General features: G+C 62.9%; 17 protein-coding genes. 5 read left to right on the forward strand and 12 right to left on the reverse strand.

Annotated features, from left to right (window positions below; all coding sequences use genetic code 11):
- Positions 1-60 precede the first annotated feature (60 nt).
- The 5 genes from AC1DB0_RS20150 to AC1DB0_RS20170 all read right to left on the reverse strand — a co-directional run bounded on the left by AC1DB0_RS20150 (position 61) and on the right by AC1DB0_RS20170 (position 6354).
- The gene (locus AC1DB0_RS20150; RefSeq protein ID WP_082386889.1) at positions 61-1401 is read right to left on the reverse strand and encodes an ABC transporter substrate-binding protein; all 1341 of its coding nucleotides are present in this window, start codon (positions 1399-1401) and stop codon (positions 61-63) included.
- A 142-nt stretch (positions 1402-1543) separates the two neighbouring features.
- Complete coding sequence (locus tag AC1DB0_RS20155) at positions 1544-2608, reverse strand: branched-chain amino acid ABC transporter permease (protein WP_054420706.1); 1065 nt, start codon at positions 2606-2608, stop codon at positions 1544-1546.
- Positions 2609-2633: 25 nt separating this feature from the next.
- Positions 2634-3563 (reverse strand): branched-chain amino acid ABC transporter permease, encoded by a 930-nt coding sequence (locus AC1DB0_RS20160; protein ID WP_046803042.1) that lies wholly within the window; start codon positions 3561-3563, stop codon positions 2634-2636.
- Positions 3564-3574: 11 nt separating this feature from the next.
- The gene (locus AC1DB0_RS20165) at positions 3575-4372 is read right to left on the reverse strand and encodes an ABC transporter ATP-binding protein (protein WP_054420705.1); all 798 of its coding nucleotides are present in this window, start codon (positions 4370-4372) and stop codon (positions 3575-3577) included.
- Positions 4373-4377: 5 nt separating this feature from the next.
- Complete coding sequence (locus tag AC1DB0_RS20170; protein ID WP_476757517.1) at positions 4378-6354, reverse strand: AMP-dependent synthetase/ligase; 1977 nt, start codon at positions 6352-6354, stop codon at positions 4378-4380.
- A 168-nt stretch (positions 6355-6522) separates the two neighbouring features.
- Here AC1DB0_RS20170 and AC1DB0_RS20175 point away from each other — a divergent pair, with 168 nt between their 5' ends.
- From AC1DB0_RS20175 to AC1DB0_RS20185, 3 genes are all read left to right on the forward strand, one after another.
- Complete coding sequence (locus tag AC1DB0_RS20175; RefSeq protein ID WP_427948220.1) at positions 6523-7230, forward strand: Crp/Fnr family transcriptional regulator; 708 nt, start codon at positions 6523-6525, stop codon at positions 7228-7230.
- Between the two features lie 75 nt (positions 7231-7305).
- Positions 7306-7767, forward strand: a complete 462-nt coding sequence (locus AC1DB0_RS20180) for a MarR family winged helix-turn-helix transcriptional regulator (RefSeq protein WP_054420702.1) — start codon at positions 7306-7308, stop codon at positions 7765-7767.
- A 132-nt stretch (positions 7768-7899) separates the two neighbouring features.
- On the forward strand, positions 7900-8325 hold the full coding sequence (locus AC1DB0_RS20185) for an organic hydroperoxide resistance protein (RefSeq protein WP_476757518.1): 426 nt from the start codon (positions 7900-7902) through the stop codon (positions 8323-8325).
- 563 nt (positions 8326-8888) lie between these two features.
- Here the strand turns inward: AC1DB0_RS20185 and AC1DB0_RS20190 are convergent.
- The 6 genes from AC1DB0_RS20190 to AC1DB0_RS20215 all read right to left on the reverse strand — a co-directional run bounded on the left by AC1DB0_RS20190 (position 8889) and on the right by AC1DB0_RS20215 (position 15677).
- Entirely contained in the window at positions 8889-9611 is a 723-nt protein-coding gene (locus AC1DB0_RS20190) for an ABC transporter ATP-binding protein (protein ID WP_476758725.1), read from the reverse strand.
- An 18-nt stretch (positions 9612-9629) separates the two neighbouring features.
- Positions 9630-11555: a branched-chain amino acid ABC transporter ATP-binding protein/permease gene (locus AC1DB0_RS20195; protein ID WP_054420699.1), complete on the reverse strand. Its 1926-nt coding sequence runs from the start codon at positions 11553-11555 to the stop codon at positions 9630-9632.
- A gap of 3 nt (positions 11556-11558) precedes the next feature.
- On the reverse strand, positions 11559-12431 hold the full coding sequence (locus AC1DB0_RS20200) for a branched-chain amino acid ABC transporter permease (RefSeq protein ID WP_006216335.1): 873 nt from the start codon (positions 12429-12431) through the stop codon (positions 11559-11561).
- Between the two features lie 142 nt (positions 12432-12573).
- Positions 12574-13737 (reverse strand): ABC transporter substrate-binding protein, encoded by a 1164-nt coding sequence (locus tag AC1DB0_RS20205; RefSeq protein WP_054420698.1) that lies wholly within the window; start codon positions 13735-13737, stop codon positions 12574-12576.
- Positions 13738-13948: 211 nt separating this feature from the next.
- Positions 13949-14905, reverse strand: coding sequence for a LysR substrate-binding domain-containing protein (locus tag AC1DB0_RS20210; RefSeq protein WP_342067904.1), 957 nt, complete (start codon positions 14903-14905; stop codon positions 13949-13951).
- 139 nt (positions 14906-15044) lie between these two features.
- Positions 15045-15677, reverse strand: a complete 633-nt coding sequence (locus AC1DB0_RS20215) for a LysE/ArgO family amino acid transporter (protein ID WP_054420696.1) — start codon at positions 15675-15677, stop codon at positions 15045-15047.
- 148 nt (positions 15678-15825) lie between these two features.
- Between AC1DB0_RS20215 and AC1DB0_RS20220 the strand changes: the two genes are divergently transcribed.
- Both AC1DB0_RS20220 and AC1DB0_RS20225 read left to right on the forward strand, forming a co-directional pair.
- Positions 15826-16725 (forward strand): LysR family transcriptional regulator ArgP, encoded by a 900-nt coding sequence (locus tag AC1DB0_RS20220; protein ID WP_054420695.1) that lies wholly within the window; start codon positions 15826-15828, stop codon positions 16723-16725.
- A 19-nt stretch (positions 16726-16744) separates the two neighbouring features.
- A complete protein-coding gene (locus tag AC1DB0_RS20225; protein ID WP_054420694.1) occupies positions 16745-17236 on the forward strand; it encodes a copper chaperone PCu(A)C in 492 nt (163 codons plus the stop codon).
- Positions 17237-17401: 165 nt separating this feature from the next.
- On the opposite strand, the gene gdhA is transcribed toward AC1DB0_RS20225, so the two are convergent.
- Positions 17402-18748 carry an NADP-specific glutamate dehydrogenase gene (gene gdhA, locus AC1DB0_RS20230; protein WP_054420693.1) on the reverse strand — a complete coding sequence of 449 codons (1347 nt, stop codon included), beginning with the start codon at positions 18746-18748 and terminating at the stop codon, positions 17402-17404.
- Positions 18749-18787 lie beyond the last annotated feature (39 nt).

Raw genomic sequence — 18787 nt, forward strand, 5'->3', positions numbered from 1 at the left:
GACGATTCCTGCGGCGTGGTGGCGGCGGGCGCCCCGAAGGACGCCCGCCGCCGGTTCACATCAGTTCTCGCAAGTGCGGGGCGTGATGTTCTTTTCCTTGGCGTACTTGGCCGCGGCGTCCTTGACCATCGGGTCCAGGATGGTCTTGTCGGCCTGATACCAGTCGGATGCCACCTTGAACTTGGCGCCGTCCCACTGCACGATGCGAGCCCAGTCGTCGCCCTTGTGGTTGCTGCACGAGGTCTTGACCGGACGCATGATCTGGCCGAAGCCCAGCTTGTCCAGCTTTTCCTGCGTCAGGTTCAGGTTCTCGAAGCCCCAGCGCACTTGCTCAGGCGTCAACGCCTTGCCCTTGCCGAACTTCTCTTGCGCCGTGCGGATCGCTTCCACTTGCAGCATCGAAATCATCATGCCGCGCGTGTGGGCGATGGTGCCCAGCGTGTTCTTGGCCGTCTTGTCCGAACCCTGGCCCTTGTCGTAGACGAACTTCTTCAGGTCGTCATAGACCTTGTCGTGCTCGGCGCCGCTGTTGTGCACGGTGATGGCGTTGTAGCCCTTGGCGACATCGCCCAGGTCTTTGACGTCGCCTTCGGAGCCGGCCCACCAGATGGCGTACATCTTGTCGCGCGGGTAGCCGCTGGCCTGCGCTTCGCGGATGGCGGTGGGCGTCATGATGCCCGCGCTCCACAGCAGCACGTAGTTCGGGCGTGCCTGGCGGATTTGCAGCCAGGTGGATTTTTGCTCAACGCCCGGCGCGGTCACCGGATACAGCACCAGCTCGAAGCCTTCTTTGGCGGCGCGCTTTTGCAGCAGCGGAATCGGTTCCTTGCCATACGGCGAGTCGTGATAGACAAGCGCAATCTTCTTGCCCTTCAACTTGTCCATCCCGCCTTCTTTCTTGGCGATGTCCTGGATCATCACGTCAGCGGCGGTCCAGTACGTGCCCAGCAGCGGGAAGTTCCACTCGAACACGCTGCCATCCACCGATTGCGACAGGCCGTAGCCCATCGTTTCGACGGGCACCTTGTCGACCATGGCCTTGTCGCTGACGGCGAACGTGATGCCGGTGGACTGGGTGTCAAAGCCCGACGCGCCCGTGCCCTTGCCCTTTAGGCGTTCATAGCATTCCACACCGCGGTCGGTGGCGTAGGCGGTTTCACATTCTTCGTACGTGATCTTCACGCCGTTCACGCCGCCATCGCGCTCATTGACGAGCTTCAGGTAGTCGAGCTTGCCATCGGCCCAGGGAATGCCCAGCGGCGCGAACGACCCGGTGCGATACACCAGCAACGGAACGAACTGCTCTTCGGCCGCCATTGCCGGCGTGGCCACGGCGCCGATGGCGCCGGCTGCGGCCACCAGGGCTGCCGCCAACTTCAGGTTAAGACGCTTCATCTCCATTTACCTCCTGCGTGGTGCTTGGGTCAGTAAACCCTGGGACACCGGGATTGGCCCGGTCTTGAGCCGGGTATTCAGGATGTGGATCACGGCACTTTTGCCGCCGCGGTCCGCAGAAATCAATGCGAAATCAGTACGAAATCAATCAGTGCGGGAACGGCCAGATGCGCAGCTTTTCCTTGCCGATGCTCCACAAGCGCGCCAGGCCGTGCGGCTCGGCGATCAGGAAGAACACGATCAGCGCGCCGAACACCATGTGCTCGATGTGCGCGGCCGTATCCACCGACAGCGGAATGCCCAGCGCATGCGGAATGTTCGACAGCGCCACCGGCACCAGCACGATGAAAGCCGCGCCAAAGAAGCTGCCGATAATCGACCCCAGCCCGCCGATGATCACCATGAACAGCAGCTGGAACGAACGCGTCAGGTCAAAGGCCAGCGGCTCCCACGAGCCCAGGTGGATGTAGCCCCACAAGGCGCCGGCCACACCAACGATGAACGAGCTGACCGCAAACGCTGTGAGCTTGGCGTACATCGGGCGAATGCCGATGACGGAAGCCGCCACGTCCATGTCGCGAATTGCCATCCACTGCCGGCCGATGGCGCCGCGCACCAGGTTCTTGGCCAGCAGGCTGAAGACCACCACCAGGATCAGCACGAACAAGTACTTTTCCAGCGCGGTCTGCACCGGCAAGCCGAAGGCGGTCAGCGGCGGCACCGACACGTTGCCCGACGACGAATAGTTGGTGAAGAAGGGGATGCGCAGGAATGCCCAGTCCACAAAGAACTGCGCGGCCAGGGTTGCCACCGCCAGATACAGGCCACGGATGCGCAAGCTGGGAATGCCGAAGATCACGCCCACCAGCGTGGCGAAGCAGCCGCCCAGCAAAATCTGGATGATCAGCGGCATGCCCGGAAAGCGCACGCCGAAGTTCCACGCCGCATACGCGCCCACCGCCATGAAGGCGCCGGTGCCCAGCGAGATCTGGCCGCAGTAGCCCACCAGAATATTCAGGCCGACTGCCGCCAGCGACAGGATCAGGAACGGAATCAGGATGGCGCGCAGCAGGTAGTCGGACGACAGCGCCGGCACCGCAATGAACGCCACCGCCATCAGCAGCCAGATGAAGATGCGGTCCTGGCGGATCGGGAAGATCTGCTGGTCGGCCCGGTACGTGGTCTTGAACTGGCCGTTTTCGCGATAGAACATGTTTTTATCCTAGAGGCCTGGTGGTTTACACGCGGTCGATGATCTTCTCGCCGAACAGCCCTTGCGGACGGAACAGCAGGAACACCAGCGCCAGCACATAGGCAAACCAGATTTCGATACCGCCGCCCACGAGCGACCCCAGGTAGACCTCGGACAGCTTTTCCCCCACGCCGATGATCAGGCCGCCCAGAATGGCGCCCGGCACCGACGTCAAGCCGCCCAGAATCACCACCGGCAACGCGCGCAGCGCTGCGGTGGACAGCGTGAATTGCACGCCAAACTTCGAGCCCCAGATAATGCCGGCCACCAGCGCCACCAGCCCCGCCACGCACCACACGATCACCCAGATGCGGTTCAGCGGAATGCCGATGGACTGCGCGGCCTGGTGGTCATCGGCCACGGCGCGCAGCGCGCGGCCCGTGGACGTGTACTGGAAGAACAGCGCCAGCGTGGCCACCAGCAGCGCCGCAATGACGGCGGCTGTCAGGTCTTCCAGGTTGATCAGCAACCCGCCTTCGAAGACCGTGTCCAGAATCATCAACGGGTCTTTCGGCATGCCCACGTTGATGGAATACACCGAGCTGCCGAACGTGATTTGCCCCAAGCCATCCAGGAAGTAGCTGATGCCCAGCGTTGCCATCAACAGCGTCGTGGCTTCCTGGTTGACCAGGTGGCGCAGCACAAAGCGTTCAATGGCCACTGCCAGCAGGAACATCACCATGGCGCTGACGATAAAGGCCAGCACGTTGGCCAGGATCATGTTGTCAAAGCCAAGCCAGCGCGGAATCCACTCCGAGAAGCGCGCCATCGACAAGGCGGCCACCAGCACCATCGCGCCCTGCGCAAAGTTGAAGACGCCGGATGCCTTGAAGATCAGCACAAAGCCCAGGCCGATCAGCGCATACATCATGCCGCTCATCAAGCCGCCGAATAAGGTCTCTAGAAAAAATCCCATGTCTGTCCGCCTTAGTGCGACACGCCGAGGTAGGCTTTGATGACGTCTTCATTCGCGCGGACTTCGTCCGGGCGGCCGTCGCCGATCTTCTTGCCGTAGTCCAGCACCACCACGCGGTCGGAAATATCCATGACCACGCCCATGTCGTGCTCGATCAGCACGATGGTGGTGCCGAATTCATCATTCACATCCAGGATGAAGCGGCTCATGTCCTGCTTCTCCTCGATATTCATGCCGGCCATGGGTTCGTCCAGCAACAGCAGGCGCGGCTCCATGGCCAGCGCGCGGCCCAGGTCCACGCGCTTTTGCAGGCCGTAGGGCAGGCGGCCCACGGGCGTTTTGCGATAGGCCTGAATTTCCAGGAAGTCGACGATGTTCTCGACGAATTCGCGGTGCTGCGTCTCTTCGCGCTCGGCCGGCCCCAGGCGAAACGCCTGCGACAGCAGCCCGCACTTCATGCGCAGGTTGCGGCCCGTCATGATGTTGTCCAGCACGCTCATGCCTTTGAACAAGGCCAGGTTCTGGAACGTGCGCGCGATGCCCATTTCGGCGGCGCGGCGCGGGTTCATCTTCGAGAAGCGTTCGCCGCGGAATTCGATGCCGCCTTTCTGCGGCGTGTAGACGCCGTTGATGACGTTGAGCATCGAGCTCTTGCCGGCGCCGTTGGGGCCGATGATGGCGCGAATCTCATGCTCGCGCACATTGAAGGAAATGTCCGTCAGCGCCTTCACGCCGCCAAAGGACAAGGAGATGTTCTGCATGTCCAGCATGACGTCGCCGATACGCTGGTCGCGGTCGTTGTTGCTCATGATCTCTACGCGGCTCGGGCTGTGATGGCGGGAAACGTCTTGACGGGGCGGATCTTCAGGTCGGCTGAGATCTTGCCGGTGCGTCCGTCTTCGAACTTCACTTCGGTCTCGATGAACTGCGATTGCTTGCCGCCAAACAACGCGTCGATCAGCACGCCATACTTCTGCGCGATGAACGCGCGGCGCACCTTGCGCGTGCGGGTCAGCTCGTCGTCATCGGGGTCCAGTTCTTTGTGCAGGATCAGGAAGCGGCTGATCTGCGATGCGCACAGCTTGGGGTCCGTGGCCAAGTCGGCATTCACCTGTTCGACGCATTCGGCGATCAGTTGATAGACCTCTTCTTTGGCGGCCAGGTCGGTGTAGCCCGCGTACGCCAGGCCACGGCGTTCGGCCCAGTTGCCCACGGCTTCGAGATCAATATTGATGAAGGCGCAGACGTCATCGCGGTCGGCGCCAAACGCAACGGCTTCCTTGATGTGCTGGAAGAACTTGAGCTTGTTCTCGATGTACTTCGGCGCGAACAGGCTGCCATTGGCCAGCTTGCCCACGTCTTTCGCGCGATCAATGATCTTCAACTGGCCATCGGTGTCCAGGTAGCCCGCGTCGCCCGTGTGGAACCAGCCGTCGGCGCTGCGTGCTTCGGCGGTGGCGGCCGGGTTGCGGTAGTACTCCTTGAACAGCCCCGGGCTCTTCACCAGAATTTCACCGTTGTCCGCGACGCGGATTTCCACGCCAGCCACCGGCGGGCCGACGGTGTCATCGCGCACCTTGCCGTCGGGCTGCACGCAGACGAACACGGACGTTTCAGTGGAACCGTACAACTGCTTCAGGTTGATGCCGATGGACCGGTAGAACACGAACAGGTCGGGGCCAATGGCCTCGCCCGCGGTGTACGCCACGCGCACGCGGCTCATGCCCAGCGCGTTGCGCAAGGGGCCGTAGATCAGCGCGTTGCCCAGCGCGTAACGCAGGCGGTCCCAGGCGTTGACGGATTCGCCGTCCAGAATGCGCGTGCCCACGCGGCGCGCCAGCTTCATGCAGGCGCCGAACAATTTGCGCTTGATGTAGCCCGCGTCTTCCATGCGGATCATCACATGCGTGAGCAGGCCTTCCAGCACGCGCGGCGGCGCGAAGTAATAGGTGGGGCCGATGTCGCGCATGTCGATCGACACGGTGTCGGGCGATTCGGGATGGTTCACGGTAAAGCCCGTGACCAGCAACTGCGTGTACGAGAACATGTTCTGGCCGATCCACGCGGGCGGCAGGTACGCCAGCACGTCTTCCTGGTCGGTCAGCTTTTCCATTTCAGACACGGCGCGCGCGCGGTCGATCAGCGCATGGTGCGTAAGCACCACGCCCTTGGGCTTGCCTGTCGTGCCCGACGTATAGAACATGGCGGCCGGGTCGTGCGGCTGCACGGCGGCGATGGCGCGGTCCAGATAATCGGGATGCTGCGCGGCGTATTGCTGGCCCAGCGTTTCCAGCTGCTCATACGATTGCAGCATCGCGTCGGTGTAATGGCGCAGGCCGCGCGGGTCATCGAACACCACCGCTTTGAGCGCGGGGCATTGCTCGCGCACTTCCAGCATCTTGTCGACCTGTTCCTGGTCTTCCACCACGGCCACGCTGATCTCGGCGTCTTGCAGCACGTAGACCATTTCCTGCGCAACCGCGTCCTGATAAAGCGGCACGGGAATTGCGCCCAGCGACTGCGCGGCCATCATGGCCATATACAGGCGGGGACGGTTTTCGCCGATGACGGCGACGTGCATGCCGGGGCGGATGCCCAGCGCCGCCAGGCCATTGGCCACATGGCGCACATGCGTCGCCACATCGGACCACGTCAGGGTTTGCCAGATCCCCAGATCTTTCTCTCGTATCGCGGGCCGCGACCCACGAACCTTGGCATGCGCGAACAGCAGCGCTGGAAAGGTATCCAGCGCCGCCGGCACCTGTGCAGATGCGGGCGATGAATGTGCCACGTTGTCTCCTCCGGTTTGGGCACATCGCGCCAGGGCCCGCGGGAGCGGTGATGGCGATGAGGGGCTTGACCAGTTGGTTTTAGATTTACGGCAGGAGTTAAGGTATAAGGTTGGGTTGCTACCAACTGTCACCATCGCGACATTCAAGGAACTTTTAGGGTATTCCCGATGCAGCTATCCGACTCCCTGCAACTTGCCGCGGCCTGGTTTCGCGTGCTTAACGCCGAGCAGCAATCGCGCGTCGAGCGGGACCTGTCCGTGCAGCAAGTCGTTGCCGGATCGATCATAGAGCGCAAAGGTGAACTCGCACAGGCTTGGATTGGCGTATTGGCCGGATTGGTGAAGGTGTCGGTCGGCAACGCGGAAGGCAAGGTCGCATCATTGACGGGCGTACCCGCCGGTGGCTGGATCGGCGAGGGCTCGCTCTTGAAACGCGAAGTCCGCAAATATGACATCGTCGCCTTGCGAGATTCGGTCGTGGCGCGCCTGCCGGCTCCTGCTTTTGATTGGCTGCTGGACAACAGCATTCCGTTCAACCGCTACCTGCTCCACCAACTGAATGAGCGCGTGGCGCAGTTCATCGGCAAAGCGGAGTACGACCGTCTGCTGGACCCGGACGCGCGCGTGGCCCGTTGTCTGGCTGAGCTCTTCAACCCCTTGCTGTATCCCGGCATGGGGATGCGCCTGACGATTACACAAGAAGAAGTCGGCTATCTGGCCCGGGTGTCGCGCCAGCGCGCAAACCAGGCGCTGCGCAAGCTGGAAGAAGCGGGCTTGCTGAATGTGGAATACGGCGCGGTGCGTGTGCTGGACCTGGATGGCCTGAAACAATACGGGTCGGATCGCAGCACAGTGGAAGGCGAACACGCGGCCTGACGGGACCAGTGGCCAGGCGGATGAAAAGTAAAAAAACCGCTTGACGTTAAATAGTGCGCTATTTAATATTGCGCAATGAAATCCAGATCCAAACCCAAAGGCGCGTTCAATCCGCTGCTGCTGGACAGCCAGCTGTGCTTCGCCTTGTATTCAACGTCACTGGCGATGAACAAGGTGTACCGCAAGCTCTTGCGCGGTCTGGATCTGACGTATCCGCAGTATCTGGTGATGCTGGTGCTGTGGGAGCGCGATGAAATTACGGTAACGGATATCGGCGACCGCCTGTTCCTGGATTCCGCCACGCTGACGCCGCTGTTAAAGCGCCTGGAAGCGGCAGGTCTGGTGACGCGCAAGCGGGCGGTGGACGACGAGCGCCAGGTGATTGTGACGCTGACCAAGCAAGGCCGCGACTTGCGAGAGCAAGCGGAAAACGTGCCTCACGCGATTGCCGGCGCCGCGCAATGCACGCTGGACGAAGCGCAAGGCATGATGAAGACGCTGCACGCGCTGCGGGAAAAGCTGGTCGATAGTGTTTGAAAGATGGGTGATGGCTGTCATCATCCGGTCTAATAAGTAGCGCACGATTTAGTTGTGTGCGATATTAATGCTGACGCGGGAGGTCCCGCCCGGCAGGCAGTTCAACTTTTCATTCCAACAAGGAAACGCATCATGTCTATCGAAAAAGTCCTCTATTGCGCCAATGCCACCGCCACCGGCGGCCGTGAAGGCCGTGGCGTCAGCGACGACGGCAACCTGGACGTCAAGCTGACGACCCCGCGCGAACTGGGCGGCGCAGGCGCTGCTGGCACGAACCCGGAACAACTGTTCGCAGTGGGCTACTCGGCCTGCTTCCTGGGCGCAATGAAGTTCGTCGGCGGCCGCGACAAAATCGCGATTCCGGCAGACGTATCGGTGAACGGCATCGTGGGTATCGGCGCGATCCCCACCGGTTTCGGCATCGAAGTCGAACTGAAGATCTCGCTGCCGGGCATGGACCGTGAACTGGCGGAAAAGCTGGTCGCCGCCGCCCACATCGTCTGCCCGTACTCGAACGCCACGCGCGGCAACATCGATGTGACCTTGACGATTGTCTGATCGTTAATCGAAGGTTGTGAATCGATTCAGACTGCATTTTTCCATGGACGGCTCCGTGGAAAATGCAGTCTGACTCCGCTGTTTAAAAATGCAGTCTGAATGCGATTTTTAAAAATGCAGTCTCGTCGAAATTGCAGTCTGATTGCGTTTGTCGAGCGACCAACATCGCCCAAAAAGCACCCAAACAAATCAGCCACACGCGAAGCGAAAAGAGCGACGACGCAGCACGATGCGTAAGCTCCAAAAGGCCGCCCGCGCGGCCGGCCTGGAGCGGGCCCCGCAAGATCTTCCACCACCCAAAACCCGTGGTGAGAACCCTAAGAAAGCCATTCGCCCCAGCTGACGTCAGATTGCAACTACCCGAGCCCGTGGCGGCGGTGGCCTGCGGGGCGCGGGGCGTCGATAAGCCCGAGGGAATCTGAAGGAACCCGCCAACGGCGGGGGACGAAGATGACAAGGGGAAGTCCGGAGCGAAGGCTCCGGACCGCAATCGTTGCCCCGCGCCCCGCAGGCCACCGGCGTCACGGGCGTCATTAGAAAACCAACCAACCACAACCCCCCCTTCAATGCCCCCCACCCAAATAAGCCGCCACCACCGCCGGATCCCCCCGTAACTTCTCCGCACTTCCGTGCACAGAAATCCGCCCGTTCTCCAGCACATACCCGTAATCCGCCACCTGCAACGCCGCAGCCGCGAACTGCTCAACCAGCAGCATCGTCACCCCTTCATCCTTCAGCCGCGCAATAATCCTGAACACCTCTTCCACCAGAATCGGCGCCAACCCCATCGACGGTTCGTCCAGCAGCACCAGCTCCGGATTCAGCATCACGGCGCGCGCCATGGCCAGCATCTGCTGTTCACCGCCCGACAACGTGCCGGCCAGTTGATCTCGGCGTTCCTTCAGGCGCGGAAACAGATCCATCGCACGCCCCAGATCCGCCTGCACATCGCCCTTCGGCCGGCTTCCCGTCAAGCGCGGAAACGCGCCCAGCAGCAGGTTGTCCGTCACCGACAGCGTCGGAAACACACGCCGCCCCTCCGGCGAATGCGCCAGCCCCAGCCGCGCAATGCGATGAKACTCCAGGCCATCAATGCGCTTGCCGCCCAACGTGATTTCGCCCGCCGTCGGGCGGATCATGCCGGACACGGCACGCATCGTTGTCGTCTTGCCCGCCCCGTTTGAGCCAATCAGCGTCACGACTTTCGCCTTCGGCACCTCCATGCTGATGCCGTGCAGCACCTTCACCTTGCCGTAACCCGCTTCCAGATTCTTGATCGATAGCATCTTGTTGTCCTCTTGGCGTCAGGCGGGCGCGCCGCCCAGATACGCCTCGATAACCTTGGCGTTGCTTTGCACTTCGTTCGGCAGGCCCTCGGCGATCTTCTGGCCGAAGTCCAGCACCGACACCGTGTCGCACACCCCCATCACCACATCCATGTGGTGCTCGATGAGGATCAGCGTGATGCCGTGATCGCGCACCTTGCGGATGATGGCCAGCAGCTCGACGATGTCGGGCGCGGTCAGGCCGGCCGCGGGTTCGTCCAGCAGCAGCAGTTGCGGGTCCAGCGCCAGCGCGCGGGCGATTTCAAGCAGGCGTTGCTTGCCATAGGGCAGGTTGCGCGCTTCTTCGGTGGCCAGGGATTCCAGGCCCACGAACTCCAGCAGCGCCATCGCGCGGGCCCGTGCGCCTTGCTCTTCGCCCTTCCACTTCGGCGTGCGCAGCGCAATGCCGGCCAAGCCCGTGGTGAACGTGTGATGCAGACCCACCAGCACGTTCTCCAGCGCCGTCATCTCGCCAAACAGCTGCACGTTCTGGAAGGTGCGCGCAATGCCTGCGGCCGCGATGTCCGCGGGCGCCAGGCCGACCAGCGACTTGCCCGAGAACTCCACCGCGCCAGCCGTTGGCACATAGATGCCCGTCAGCACGTTCATCATGGTGCTCTTGCCCGAACCGTTCGGGCCGATCAGGCCGTGGATGGTGCCGCGCTTGATGGTCAGGTCGACTTCGTTCAACGCCTTCAGGCCGCCGAACTGCATCAGCACGCTCTTGGCCGTCAGCAAGGTCTCGCCCTTGCCGGCCACCACGGCGTCCGGCACCGCGTCCTGCTCTTTGACCAGGTCCTTCTTCACCGATAGCGCCGCACGGCGATTCGAGAAGAACAGGTTGCGCACAAAGCCCACGATGCCGTCAGGCAGGTAGTACACAACGAACAGAATCATCGCGCCGAAGATGGTCAGGCGCCAGTCGGTCACGGCTTCCAGCCAGTACGAGAAGATCGCCAGCACGATGGTGCCGACTACCGGCACCACCACGCGGCGCGGTTCGGCGCGGCCCTTGGACACGGCGATGATGCTGCCCACCGTGACCAGGATGGCCACCGCCAGCGCGATCAGCCGGAAGGTGCCGATGTCGTCCAGCATCTTGGGCAGCAGCACGATGATGGACGCGCCCAACAGCGCGCCCGTGCGGCTCTTGCGCCCGCCCATGATGATGGCCAGCAGGAACAGGATGGTCAGTTCGAAGTTGTACGTGTTGGGCGAAATGTACTGCTCGGAATACGAATACAGCGCACCCGCCAGGCCGGCGAAACCGGCGCTGATCACGAACGCGAACACCTTGTGCCGGTAGACCGACACGCCCATGCAGTCGGACGCAATCGGGCTGTCGCGCAACGCTTCGAACGAACGGCCCAGATGCGACTTCAGGATGCGGTGCACGACGATCAGCGAGATCACCAGCAGCGCGCCCACCAGCCAGAAGTACTCGCTTTTGGTCAGGATGTGCCCGCCGATGGACGGCTTGGGAATCTTGATGCCCAACGGGCCTTCGGTCATGAAGGTCATCTCGTTGATCAGGATCTGGATGATGGTGCCAAACGCCAGCGTCACCATCGCCAGGTACGGCCCCGTGACCCGTAGCGCCGGCAACGCCAGCACCGCGCCAAACGCCGCCGCAATCAGGATGGCGGCGGGAAGAATCACCCAGATGGGCATCTGCAAGTGAAAGAACAGCACGCCCGCCACATACGAGCCGATGCCGAAGAGCCCGGCGTGGCCCAGCGAGACCTGGCCCGTGTAGCCCACCACGATATCGAGCCCGAACAGCAGGATCGAATAGATCATGATCGTTTCGATCAAGTGCAGGTAATACGTGTTGGTCACGCCCAGCGGCACGGCCGCCAGGCAGGCGATAGCCACGATGGATAGCAACAGGTGCAAGGGTTTCATCGCTTACACCTTCTTGATCGCGGTCTTGCCGAACAGGCCGGCGGGCTTGAAGGTCAGTACGAGCAGCAGCAACACCAATCCCGGCACGTCTTTGTACCCCGTCGAAAGATAGAAACCGGTGGTCGTTTCGGCGATCCCCAGGATCAGCCCGCCCACCACAACACCCATCCCGCTGGACAGGCCGCCGATAATCGCCACGGCGAACGCCTTCAAGCCCAGCACCGCGCCCATCGTGGCGCCGGTGAGCGTCAGCGGCGCGACCAGCACGCCCGCAAACGCGGCGGTCAGCGATGACAGCGCGTACGAGAACGTGATCACCATGCCGGTGTTGATACCCATCAGGCCAGCCGCGTCGCGGTCGTTGGACGTGGCGACAAACGCTTTGCCGTAGATGGATTTGCGGTTGAAGATTTCCACCAGAATCATCATGCCCAGCGCGCCGAAGACAACCAGCAGCTCCATCGGCAAGACGTTCGCGCCCAGCACCTGGATGGGCGCTTCGGGCAGCGGCGAGGGGAAGCGCAGATCGTCGCGGCCCCAGATGTTTTCGGCCACGTTCTTGAAGATGATCCCCAAGGCGATGGTGGCCATGATCCAGCCGAATTCCGATCGCGTCTTGATGGCTGGCCGCACGCCAACCCGCTCGACCAGCGCGCCTTGCGCGAAGCCGAAGATGCAGACGATGGGGATCATGACCCAGTAGTTCACGCCCAGGCCGACGAGCGTCAGCCCGACCAGTGCGCCCAGCATCAAGGCTTCGCCTTGACCGAAGTTGAGTGTGCCGGATGTGGCGAAGGTGAGCTGGTACCCGAACGCAATCACGGCATAGATCATGCCTAGCGCGATACCGCTATAGATGAGCTGTAGAAGAATCATGGTGTGTGTCTTGAGGCGCTGTGTTCCGTCCCAACCCCCTTGGGCAGAACGCTGTTTTCAGACGGCTGCATGCCCCGCACCCGATCATCGGGGCGCGGGCGGCGGCGGCCGGGAAGCCGCCGCCTTCCTGCTTGTTTCAGGCTTAGTTGGCCTTGATGACGCGGCCGCCCTTGACCTCGCCGATCACCACTTCCTTCGCGGAGATGGCGTCGTGGTTGTCGTGGGTGAACGGCTTGTTGTAGGTCATCACCACGCCTTCGACGGGCGTTTGCAGGTTCTCAAGCGCCTCGCGGACCTTGGGGCCGTCGGTGGAGTTGGCCTGCTTGATGGCCGCGGCCAGCAAGAAGATCGAGTCATAGCCCTGGGCCGCCGACACCGGGGAGTCGATGCGGTTGTTCTTGGGCTTGAACTTGGCCAGGTAGGCGTCGATGAAGGCCTTGCGCTTGGGCGTGTCGGGGTCCTGGATGAAGGTTTGCGGCATGCGCGCGCCTTCGCCGTTGGCGCCGGAGTTGTCGATGTAGTTGGCCATCGACAAGGTCCAGCTGCCGATGATCGGCACCTTCCAGCCCAGCTTGGTCATGCCGTTGGCGATCTGGGCCAGCTCGGGGCCGATGCCGTAGGTCAGCACGGCTTCGGCGCCGGCGGACTTGGCCTTCAACAGCTGGGCCGTCATGTCGACGTCCTTGATGTTGAATTTTTCAACGGCCACGGGCTTGATGCCCTTGGCGTCCAGGGCCTTTTCCAGATCCTCGCGGCCAAGCTGGCCGTAGTTGGTGGAGTCGGCCAGGATGGCGACCTTCTTGAAACCGCGGCGCGTGATCGCTTCTTCCACGATCATCGGGGCCTGGATGCTGTCATGCGCCGCATTGCGGAACACGTAGTTGTCGGGGTATTCCGGCGCCTTGAACTGGTGCGTGATCACGCTGCCTGTTGCCACGTTGTTGAAGACGGGGATCTTGGCGTCCTGGTAGAACCGTTGCGAGGCCAGCGCCACGCCGGTGTTGATGTAGCCGACGGTGGCGGCCACTTGTTCCTTGTTGATCAGTTCCTGGGCGATCTGCACGCCGCGCTCGTTCTTGGCTTCGTCGTCGCGTTCGACGGCAACCAGCTGGCGGCCGAGGACGCCACCGTTCTTATTGATTTCTTCAATGGCCAGACGCACGCCGTCGCGCATGCTGACGCCCATGGATGAGGAGCCGCCGGTGTACGGGCCGGCCACGCCGATCTTGATGGGGTCGGCGGCGTAAGACGCGGCCGATGCGGCAAATGCAAGGGTTCCTGCTAGCAGCTTCAAACGAAAATCCATGGATGTCTCCGTTGTAATTAGATTGACTGCGTGGAAAACCGGTTGCCGGCGCCAGGCGGCGAGAAATCAATGTTGCGGCGCTCTCCTGTGTTGCGTGTTGTGACTGTCTGCTTAATCGCTTACGCGAATCTGACCCGGCGGGGTTTTTCCGCGTAAATACCTAGTACGAGCGCAGGGGTAGCGGAAATTCATTCCGCATCCCACTGGAAATTTATTCCTGACTGGCCGCCAAGCCGCGTGGCCATTGGGAGGCTTGTTCGCAGACGTCTTCGAGCCATAGGGAAAACGCTTGGACCGCGTTGCCGGGCGGCCGCGAGGTTTCGGTGCAAAGGTGATATTGGGATTCGCCAGGAATGTCGATGCCGAGCACGCGCACGAGCTTGCCCTCGTCCAGCCATTCCGCCGCCAGCGAACGGCGGGTCAGCGCCAGGCCCTGGCCCGCGCGCGCCGCCGCCAGCATCATGCCCAGGTCCACCAGCCAGACCCCGCGTGACGGCTCGGGCCAGTCCAGGCCGGCTTCGGCCAGCCACGGGCGCCACGGCTCCATCGGGCAACGCAGCAAGTCAGCGCGGAGCAGATCTTCCGGCCGGTCAAAGGGGCCATGATCGGCCAGGTAGGCGGGCGAGCACACTGCGAATACACGGTCAGACGTTAATTGGCGTGCGGTCAGGCCGGGATACTTGCCGCTGCCAAAGCGCACCCAGACATCGGCGTTGGGCGGCATGATGTCCAGATAGGGAATGGACAGCATGATCTCCAGCTCGACCTCGGGGTGCGCGGCGGTGAAGCCGGGCAGGTAGGGGATCAGCACCTGCCGGGCGAAGGTGGGCGTGGAGACGACGCGCAGCGGTTCGGGCTTGGGCTCACCCCGTTTGTGCAGCGAGGCGTCCGACAGCAGGTCCAGCGCGGTGCGGACCTGGTTCAGGTAGTCGCGCCCGGCGGCGCTGAGCGTGGCGCCACGGCTGCTGCGGATGAACAGGGAAACGTCCAGCAAGGCTTCCAGCGCGGCAATGCGTTTGCCGATGGCGCTGGCGGTCACGAAGAGTTCTTCGCTGGCGCGTTCGAAAGAGCCCAGCCGCGCCGCCGCCTCGAATGCCTGGATGGCGGCGAGCGGAGGCAGGCGCACGTCTTTGGAGAGTGAGGCACTGCGAAGTGAGGAACCGCGCATGATCGTCTGGCGGGCCGGCCGTGCGCCCGACGAAGAGTGGCAACGGGGGGGATTATAAAAGTGATGGCAAAGCGCCGCCCCGGCCATCAGGCGGGGGCGGCGCGGAACCGTCTGCCGAAGGACGGCTGCGAGATGGGGCTTAGACGCCCTTGACTGCCAGGCTGATCGCCAGCCCGATCATGACAACCGCGATAACGCCGTCCAGCACGCGCCACGCTGATGCGCGGGCAAAGAACGGTGCGAACAGGCGCGAACCGATGCCAAGCACAGCCAGCCACAACAAGCTGGCGGTGAACGCGCCGCCGGCAAATGCCATGCGGGCATCGTCAAAGCCGTGCGCCAGTGAGCCAACCACCACCATGTCCAGCCAGAAATGGGGGTTCAGCAGCGAAAAGCCCAGCGCGCCCAACATGGCGGCGCGGCGCGACGGCACTACCTCGCGGGCGGCGGCCAGGCCGCCGGTGGCGGTCCAGGCGCGGCGTGCGGATTGCAGGCCGTACCAGGACAGGAACGCCACGCCGAACCACAGCACGGCAGTCGTCAGCCACGGGAACCAGGCGGTCAGCGCTTGCAGGCCGGACACGCTGGCAAAGATGAAGACGGCGTCGATCAGCGCGCAGATGGCGACCACGCTGAGAAGATGCGCGCGCATCAGGCCCTGGCGCAGGATGAAGGCGCTTTGCGCGCCGACGACGGCGAACAAGCCCAGGCCCGTGGCGGTGCCGCTGGCCCAGGCGGTCAGGAAGAGGGGGGACGAAAGGGTGGCGAACATGATGCGAATACCTGTAACTGCAACGCCTGTGGCGGCGCTTTGATGTTGGTGCCGGACGCATTGCGCGCTCCGGTGATAACGAATTGTCCCTTGCGCACCCTATGAAATACAGCTAATTTTCCTTCACTATATTAAGCAAAACTAATTTATGAAAATCGATCATGGCAACCTGCGGGCGCTGGCCGCCGTGGTGCGGGAAGGCAGTTTCGAGCGGGCCGCTTTGTCGCTTAGCGTGACGCCGTCGGCCGTGTCGCAGCGGATCAAGGCGCTGGAAGACCGCATGGGCCGCTTGCTGGTGCAGCGCACGGTGCCGGCGGCGGCCACGGCGGATGGGCGGGTGCTGGTGCAACTGGCCGAGCAGACGGCGCTGCTGGAGCACGACGCGCTGAACCGCTTGGGCGTGACGGACGACGATGTGCCCCACGCCAGCATCCCCATCGCGGTCAATCACGACAGCCTGGAAACCTGGTTCGTCGATGCGGCCCTGGCGTTCTCGGCCCGCACCCGCGCCACGCTGGACATGCTGTCCGAAGACCAGGACCACACCGCCGCGCTGCTGCGCAACGGTTCGGTGCTGGGGGCGGTGACGACGCTGGCGGACCCGGTGCAGGGCTGCCGCATCCACGCGCTGGGCAGCATGCGCTACGTGGCGACCTGCACGCCCGATTTCCACAAGCGCTATTTCGCAAGCGGTGTGAACGCGCAAACTCTGGCGCAGGCCCCGGTGCTGGTGTTCAACCGCAAGGACGCCTTGCAGGCGCGCTTTGCACACAAGATCTCGGACCCCGCGCCGTGGCAGCCGCCGGTCTGGTGGGTGCCGTCCACGCGCGCGTTCGTGCAGGCGACGCTGGGCGGGCTGGGCTGGACGATGAATCCGCTGCCGCTGGTACAGGAACACCTTGATGCCGGTCATCTGATGCTGCTTCGGGGGCGCGCCTGGGAGGATGTGCCCCTTTATTGGCAGCATTGGCGGGTAAACTCCGAGGCGATGGAAGCCTTGACCGATTCGGTTCTGTCAGCCGCCCGCAGCTTGGTCCGGCGGCGTTAACCCACTAGGAGGACACCCCATGAACATCCGCAAGTTCGCAGTCATTGCCGCATTGGGCCTGTGTACGGCCGGCTCGGCTTGGGCGAAGGACTATAAGGTCGGCCAGATCGAAGTTGACGACCTGTGGGTACGGGCGTCGGCGCCGGGGCAGTCGAACGGGGCGGGTTATATGGATATCGACAACGACGCCAAGACCGAAGACCGCTTGCTGTCGGTGTCGTCCGACGCCGCCGAGCGTGTCGAGCTGCACACGGTGCAGACCGAGAACGGCGTGTCGAAGATGCGCCAGGTTGAAGGCGGCATCGTCTTGCCCGCAGACAAAGAGGTCAAGCTCAGCCCGGGCGGCTATCACGTCATGTTCATCAAGCTGAAGGCGCCGTTCACCGATGGCGCAACCGTGCCCGCCACGCTGAAGTTCGAAAAGGCGGGTGAAGTGGCGGTGCAGTTCAAGGTCAAGCCGGCCTCGCACAACCCCGGCATGAGCCACGACCACGGCGCGATGAAGCACTGAATCTGATTCCGCCGTTGGCGGAGGAATAAAAAATGGCGGCCCACTGTTTCAGGGGCCGCCATTTTTTTGTGACGCGTTAGGGTTTTGTGACGCGTCAGGGCTTTGTGACCTGCTTTGAATTTGCGGAGCGCGAAGGGGCGCAATGCCCCGCGCGCATCGGCAGAATCAATACAGGCCTTGCTGGCGCATGGCGTCGGCAACCTTGACGAAGCCGGCGATGTTGGCGCCGTCCAGGTAGTTGACGTATTCGCGTTCGCTGTGGCCGTGGCGCACGCAGTTCTCGTGGATGTCGCGCATGATGGCGTGCAGGCGCGCGTCGACTTCTTCGCGCGTCCAGGCCAGGCGGGCCGAGTTCTGGGCCATTTCCAGGCCCGACACGGCCACGCCGCCGGCGTTGGTGGCCTTGCCCGGGGCGTACAGCACGCGGGCGGCGATGAATGCCTTGGCGGCATCCAGCGTGGCTGGCATGTTGGCGCCTTCCGCCACGCACAGCACGCCGTTCTTGATCAGCGTCTGGGCGTCGGCCAATTCCAGTTCGTTCTGGGTTGCGCACGGCAGCGCCACGTCAACCGGCACGTGCCACGGACGCTTGCCCGCTTCGTACTTCAAACCGAATTGCTGGGCATACGTGTCCAGACGGCCGCGCAGGTCGTTCTTGATGTGCATCAGCGCAACCAGCTTTTCATGCGTGAAGCCGGCTTCGTCAACGACCGTGCCGTTCGAATCCGACACCGTCACCACCTTGGCGCCCAGCGACATGGCTTTTTCGATGGCGTATTGCGCCACGTTGCCCGACCCCGAGACCGAGACACGCAGGCCGTCAAACGACTTGCCCACGCGCTTGAGCATTTCTTCCGCGAAGTAGACGGTGCCGTAGCCGGTGGCTTCGGGGCGGATCAGGCTGCCGCCGAACGTCAGGCCCTTGCCGGTGAAGACGCTGGCCGTGGAGTTCGACAGCTTTTTCATCATGCCGGCCATGAAGCCGACTTCGCGCGCGCCCACGCCGATATCGCCGGCGGGGACGTCGGTGTCCGGACCCAGGTGGCGATACAGCTCGATCATCAGCGCCTGGCAGAAGCGCATGACTTCGGCGTCGGACTTGCCCTTGGGGTCAAAGTCCGAACCACCCTTGCCGCCGCCCATCGGCAGCGTCGTCAGCGAGTTCTTCAGCGTTTGTTCGAACGCCAGGAACTTCAGGATGGACAGGTTCACCGACGGGTGAAAGCGCATGCCGCCCTTGAACGGGCCAATGGCCGAGCTGTGCTGAATGCGGAAAGCGCGGTTGACCTGGGCGCGGCCCTGGTCATCGGTCCAGCACACGCGGAACTGGATCACGCGTTCCGGCTCCACCAGGCGCTCAAGCAGGGCGTGCTCGGCGTAGTGGGGGTGCTTTTCGATGAACGGCCACAAGCTCAGCATCACCTCCTGGACGGCTTGCATGAATTCAGGCTGCTGCGGGTCGCGCGCGGCGACGCCACGCAGGAAGTCGTCCAGACTCTGCACTTTCAACATGATCTCCTCGGGGGTGCTTCGAATAGGTGCGGATTGCGC

Source organism: Achromobacter sp. 10T422 (assembly GCF_056394065.1).

Coding starts and splice junctions, on each gene's coding strand:
- AC1DB0_RS20175 (WP_427948220.1), top strand. CDS start 6,523: ATGCAGCTATCCGACTCCCTGCAACTTGCCGCGGCCTGGTTTCGCGTG.
- AC1DB0_RS20155 (WP_054420706.1), bottom strand. CDS start 2,608: ATGTTCTATCGCGAAAACGGCCAGTTCAAGACCACGTACCGGGCCGAC.
- AC1DB0_RS20225 (WP_054420694.1), top strand. CDS start 16,745: ATGAACATCCGCAAGTTCGCAGTCATTGCCGCATTGGGCCTGTGTACG.
- AC1DB0_RS20210 (WP_342067904.1), bottom strand. CDS start 14,905: ATGCGCGGTTCCTCACTTCGCAGTGCCTCACTCTCCAAAGACGTGCGC.
- AC1DB0_RS20150 (WP_082386889.1), bottom strand. CDS start 1,401: ATGGAGATGAAGCGTCTTAACCTGAAGTTGGCGGCAGCCCTGGTGGCC.
- AC1DB0_RS20200 (WP_006216335.1), bottom strand. CDS start 12,431: ATGATTCTTCTACAGCTCATCTATAGCGGTATCGCGCTAGGCATGATC.
- AC1DB0_RS20160 (WP_046803042.1), bottom strand. CDS start 3,563: ATGGGATTTTTTCTAGAGACCTTATTCGGCGGCTTGATGAGCGGCATG.
- AC1DB0_RS20205 (WP_054420698.1), bottom strand. CDS start 13,737: ATGGATTTTCGTTTGAAGCTGCTAGCAGGAACCCTTGCATTTGCCGCA.
- AC1DB0_RS20195 (WP_054420699.1), bottom strand. CDS start 11,555: ATGAAACCCTTGCACCTGTTGCTATCCATCGTGGCTATCGCCTGCCTG.
- AC1DB0_RS20185 (WP_476757518.1), top strand. CDS start 7,900: ATGTCTATCGAAAAAGTCCTCTATTGCGCCAATGCCACCGCCACCGGC.
- AC1DB0_RS20215 (WP_054420696.1), bottom strand. CDS start 15,677: ATGTTCGCCACCCTTTCGTCCCCCCTCTTCCTGACCGCCTGGGCCAGC.
- AC1DB0_RS20165 (WP_054420705.1), bottom strand. CDS start 4,372: ATGAGCAACAACGACCGCGACCAGCGTATCGGCGACGTCATGCTGGAC.
- AC1DB0_RS20180 (WP_054420702.1), top strand. CDS start 7,306: ATGAAATCCAGATCCAAACCCAAAGGCGCGTTCAATCCGCTGCTGCTG.
- AC1DB0_RS20220 (WP_054420695.1), top strand. CDS start 15,826: ATGAAAATCGATCATGGCAACCTGCGGGCGCTGGCCGCCGTGGTGCGG.
- gdhA (WP_054420693.1), bottom strand. CDS start 18,748: ATGTTGAAAGTGCAGAGTCTGGACGACTTCCTGCGTGGCGTCGCCGCG.